Origin of the sequence: Methanobrevibacter sp. (assembly GCF_045636185.1) — an archaeon.
Taxonomy (GTDB): domain Archaea; phylum Methanobacteriota; class Methanobacteria; order Methanobacteriales; family Methanobacteriaceae; genus Methanocatella.
On record NZ_JAZTXC010000158.1, the window covers coordinates 1 to 4,687 of the forward strand.

6 protein-coding genes are annotated in these 4,687 nt (G+C 32.1%); 5 read left to right on the forward strand and 1 reads right to left on the reverse strand.

The features are described 5' to 3' along the window. The 4 genes from ACKI3Q_RS08820 to ACKI3Q_RS08835 form a co-directional block, all read left to right on the forward strand. Positions 1-953: DUF530 family protein (locus tag ACKI3Q_RS08820; protein WP_407416228.1), on the forward strand; the 953-nt coding region annotated here is incomplete at its 5' end. Between the two features lie 8 nt (positions 954-961). Further along, positions 962-1,426 carry a hypothetical protein gene (locus ACKI3Q_RS08825; RefSeq protein ID WP_407416229.1) on the forward strand — a complete coding sequence of 155 codons (465 nt, stop codon included), beginning with the start codon at positions 962-964 and terminating at the stop codon, positions 1,424-1,426. 55 nt (positions 1,427-1,481) lie between these two features. After that, positions 1,482-2,495 carry an MraY family glycosyltransferase gene (locus ACKI3Q_RS08830; RefSeq protein WP_407416230.1) on the forward strand — a complete coding sequence of 338 codons (1,014 nt, stop codon included), beginning with the start codon at positions 1,482-1,484 and terminating at the stop codon, positions 2,493-2,495. A 9-nt stretch (positions 2,496-2,504) separates the two neighbouring features. Then, positions 2,505-3,179 (forward strand): 2,5-diamino-6-(ribosylamino)-4(3H)-pyrimidinone 5'-phosphate reductase, encoded by a 675-nt coding sequence (locus ACKI3Q_RS08835; RefSeq protein ID WP_407416231.1) that lies wholly within the window; start codon positions 2,505-2,507, stop codon positions 3,177-3,179. Between the two features lie 124 nt (positions 3,180-3,303). Here the strand turns inward: ACKI3Q_RS08835 and ACKI3Q_RS08840 are convergent, their stop codons facing one another. Further along, the gene (locus ACKI3Q_RS08840) at positions 3,304-3,969 is read right to left on the reverse strand and encodes a histidinol phosphate phosphatase domain-containing protein (RefSeq protein WP_407416232.1); all 666 of its coding nucleotides are present in this window, start codon (positions 3,967-3,969) and stop codon (positions 3,304-3,306) included. Positions 3,970-4,062: 93 nt separating this feature from the next. On the opposite strand from ACKI3Q_RS08840, the gene ACKI3Q_RS08845 reads away from it, so the two are divergent. Then, positions 4,063-4,551: a hypothetical protein gene (locus ACKI3Q_RS08845; protein WP_407416233.1), complete on the forward strand. Its 489-nt coding sequence runs from the start codon at positions 4,063-4,065 to the stop codon at positions 4,549-4,551. Positions 4,552-4,687 lie beyond the last annotated feature (136 nt).

Below are 4,687 nucleotides of genomic sequence, written 5' to 3' on the forward strand. Positions count from 1 at the left end.
AAACCATTTCAACAATATTCAGATATAAGGATAACAATAATCGTTGGATGAGAAAAAGAACCACCTTTGATTCTGAGTTTGTCAATAACTACGAAGAAGAACTTAGAAAAAGCTATGGGAAGGATGTACGAATTGAAAAATTAGAATTCCATAGAACAAAACCTGCCATTATTGATGATAATCATGCAAGAACATCTTTAGCTTTAGGTTATGTTAGATATGCTGAAGACATTATCAATAACATTTGTGATGATATATTTAAAAGAAAATTGTCTGATTTTAAGCGAATTAATACATATGATAAAATCAATCATAAGTACAGCAATTATACTCCGAATTTCATAGATGCCTTTGACACATCTGAAATCGAAAGATGGAGAGAAAATAAAATCAACGAAAAATTAATGGAATTCAGATATTTGAACCGCCATGGCGAACTAAACCGTTCACTCAAAAGGGATTTAAAGACTCGAGATACCATTGAAAAGACAATATTTGAAAATATAGCTCCTGCATTGATTAGCTGGGATATTTTTAGATATTATTTAACTACTTCCGTTTCCAACCGTAAAGTTTCCACCAGTCCATTTCCTTATATTCGTGTTGAACTTGATCGCCAACAGAGAAAAGTATTTTCCAAAAGATTTCCGAAAGTTACAGATATTTTAAATCAGTTCAGCGATATTAAAATTCTTGATGTGGAAGAAAAGGACTTAATTCTATATGAGAAGTTCAAATTTGAAAAGCAAATGAAAAATTTAAAGATTAAAGTTAACCATCCGGCCTTAGGTGCAGCGCATTTGTATTTAAATAGTGATATTGACATGGAAAGTATCAGCAATGCATTTTATGTTAACGAATCTAAAATTAAAAAAGAGATTAAAAACATCGAATATATTAAAAATCCTAAAACAGATAAATCAAAAAAATTCCTTGATTTGGTTAAAGGGTAGTGTTGAATATGGATGAAAGCTTAACAACAATTCATGTAACTGAAAATTTGTCTTTGCTTAGGATTATGAATTTAATAGATGAATATCCGAATCTTAAAGAAATAACTTGCTCCCCCAGCATCTATAACAGAATATCAGAAAAGTATATTGATGCTTTGGAACAGCTGCAGATTAAAGTTGTAAAGGAATATCATTGGGGTGCATCTAAAAAGCCATGTGATTATGAAGATGAATTATTGCAACTGGCCAGCGAAGGTTATAAAGCAGCAGAAATTGCAGAAATATTCGATATAACTGTTAATAGGGTTTATTATTTGCTTAGAAGAAATAAAACCAAGCTCGATACCAATACTAAAAAATATGATTATGATGAAGTTAAATCGCTAAAGGAATCTGGCATGAAACCTAAAGAAATTTCTGAAAAGTTGAATATTCCAATCAGAACAGTTTATTATATTTTGAATAATAGGTAAATAATCAAAAACTATTTTTTTAACTTGTAATATATAATATAAGTAAGTGATTGTTATGATATTATTGCCTCAACTACCGTTATATGTTATAGCTTTAATATGTGGGTTGCTTGCTTTTTTTGTAACTCATTTATCGATGCCCAGGATTATTAGAAAGTTGGAAGCCGCAGATATTGTAGGTAAGGATTTACATAAATCATGGAAGCCTATCGTTGCTGAAATGGGTGGATTTGGAATTCTATTCGGTTTTATTATTGGAATGTTTTCCGGTATTTATATGCACGATATTCTTACATTTTCATTAAGCATTGTGCTTCTTGTTATTTTACTTGTAGGTATTATTGGTATTGTTGATGACTTACTGGTTTTATCTTCAAAAGAGAAATTGTTCCTGTTATTTTTAGCCGGTCTTCCTTTAATTTGGGTAGCTCCGGATAATGTAGGATTATTATATTTAATTTCCATTCCAATAGCTGTTTCCATTGGATCCAATCTGACCAATATGCTGGCAGGTTTAAACGGTATCGAATCAGGATTGGGTGTCATATCACTCGCATCATTAACTATATCATGTATTATTTTAGGCAAATACGATGTAACGATTATCAGTATGAGTATGCTGGGTGCTTTAATTGCATTTTTATATTATAACAAATATCCTGCTAAAATTTTCCCTGGAGATACAGGTACATTAATCATCGGTGCTACCATTGTCTGCATTGCTTTCATTGGTAGGGTTAAACTGATTGCATTAATTGTTCTGATGCCGAATATTATTGATGCAGCCATGAAATTCTACAGTGCAGGAGTTATGGAACGCCAACAGTTTAAACCGACACAAGTCGATGATGAAGGTAAATTAATAAGACCTGAAACAGGTTTCAAATCATTAATCCGATGGGTTATAAGAAGGCCGATTACAGAAAAGCAGGCTGTTCATATAATTTGGGCCATTGGTTTAATATTTGGTCTTTTAGGTATATTTGTTGCCTTTACAATGCCTGAAGTAATAGGAAATCAGACATTGGCAAATTTCCTTCAGATTAAAGAAATGTTTTATCATATATGAGGTGTGTAAATGAAGCCTTACGTTATTTTAAATGCTGCAATGACTCTTGACGGTAAAATAGTAACTGCAAAAAACAGTTCAAATATTTCAGGTGAAGATGACCTGAAAAGAGTTCACGAACTGAGAAAAAGTGTAGATGCAATAATGGTTGGAATAGGAACGGTTCTGGCAGATGATCCAAGATTGACCGTTCACAAGGTTGATGCAAATCCTGAAGACAATCCTGTTCGTGTAGTTGTCGACAGTAAATGCAGAACACCAATTGCAGCACGCATAACAAATAAGGATGCAAAAACGGTTATTGCAGTGGCCAATGAATTCAAATATGATTTCCTGGTAAGTGATAGATACAATGTATTTAAGCAAAGAGGTGTGGAATTTTTCTTCAGTGGTGATAAGAAAGTGGATTTAACTGCATTAATGGATTATTTGGCTAATGAAGGAATAAAAACATTAATGCTTGAAGGAGGAGCTACATTAAACTTTGCAATGATTGAAGCAGGACTTATTGATGAGATAAGAATTTGCATTGCTCCAAAAGTGGTTGGAGGCGTAAATGCAAAGACTCTCTTTGACGGTGAAGGCTTTGATACGATGGATGAGGGCGTTAATCTGGAATTGACTGATTCATTTACATTAGGAAAAGACTTGATTTTAACTTATAAAGTCTTAAATGATATTTAATTTTTCTAGAGGATGGGATTTTTGGCAGTTAAAGCCAAAATAAGAGATATTCGTTAATTCATGTATTTCCATATTCTTCTGCATTTCTGAGTAATGGTTAATGTTTTGTGTAGTGCAGATGCTATTATATAATGCCTCTGCTTTTCAGTAATTCACGAGGGTTATTTACAATAGCTTTCATGGCTTCTTCATCACTTAAACCTGCCCCACGTGCAATTTCATATGATTTTTCAAATGTTATCAAATCGTCAGGTGAATGGGTATCCGTATCCACCAAGAGTTTGTTTCCAACTTCACGGGCCATACTTGCAACATGGCCGTTTCCAAGGCAGTGTCCTTTACGTGCACTAATTTCAAGATAGATATCATTTTCAAGTGCAAGCTCTGCTTCTTCACGGGTAATCAATCCTGGATGGCCTAATATATCGACATATTTTGATTCAACTGCAGCCATATTTGTGCCTGGAGTTACAGGTTCGTTTAATGTTTCACCGTGTACGACCACAATTTTTGCACCTAATTGTTTTGCTCTTTTAGCTATTCCGTCAATTGACTCTATCGGTGCATGTGTGACTTCAGCACCCAAAACAACAGTTATATCCCAGTTTGAATTAATATCGTCTATTGCTGACTGGATTTTTGGAATTTCTTCAATATTATAATAATCAACATGATCTGTGATTGCGATAACTTCATGGTTTAATTTCAATGCTCTTCTTGCAAGTTCGGATGGCAATAGTTCACCATCGCTGAATAAGCTATGCATATGTAAATCTATTCTTCTATTCATTTGAAAACCTCTAACATTTATATATTTTTTAACTATATATAATAATTAGGAAATATTTAATTATTTCCTTCAATAAATTTTGGAGAATATAAAATGAATAATAAAACATTGCTTGCTTTAATAGCTATTTTTGTAATAGCTGGAAGTGTAACCGCTGTTTTCGCTGAAAATGTGCAGATTAACACTTTTAATTTTGAAACACCTAAGGATTTTAAAGTAAATTCAACTAATGATACATGTATTGTGTTACATAATGATCATAAAGATATTCTCATATCTTCTGACATTATTGGTGCAAATGCAATTAACTCCTACTTAACAGCAAAAGGTTTCAAATACAATGAAACTATAAACGGTACTAAAACTGTAACCGGTTCTGATTTAAGTGGATCTTACAATTATACTGCTAATACATTTACTAAAGATAAAGGATTTGCAATAGCATATTTATTATCTAACAAGAATAAAAACATGTCAGTTATTGCAATTGATAATGACTTTGATGCAAATGACAGTTTTGCTTCAAGTGACCTTGAAGATGCCGCAATGAGTATTGTTGATAAGATAATGCTGGCAAAATAAATTTATAATTTTAAATTTATTTTTTTTCTTTTTTTTTTGAGTCTGTAAAATTTTATAGGCCTATTTGATTTTAAATTTTTTACAGTTGAAATTTCACTTCGATGGAAATTCGTTCTAATTTTTCTTTAATTTTAAT

Excerpts from the sequence above, each read along its gene's own strand:
- ACKI3Q_RS08845 (WP_407416233.1), top strand. The coding sequence starts at position 4,063 with ATGAATAATAAAACATTGCTTGCTTTAATAGCTATTTTTGTAATAGCT.
- ACKI3Q_RS08835 (WP_407416231.1), top strand. The coding sequence starts at position 2,505 with ATGAAGCCTTACGTTATTTTAAATGCTGCAATGACTCTTGACGGTAAA.
- ACKI3Q_RS08825 (WP_407416229.1), top strand. The coding sequence starts at position 962 with ATGGATGAAAGCTTAACAACAATTCATGTAACTGAAAATTTGTCTTTG.
- ACKI3Q_RS08840 (WP_407416232.1), bottom strand. The coding sequence starts at position 3,969 with ATGAATAGAAGAATAGATTTACATATGCATAGCTTATTCAGCGATGGT.
- ACKI3Q_RS08830 (WP_407416230.1), top strand. The coding sequence starts at position 1,482 with ATGATATTATTGCCTCAACTACCGTTATATGTTATAGCTTTAATATGT.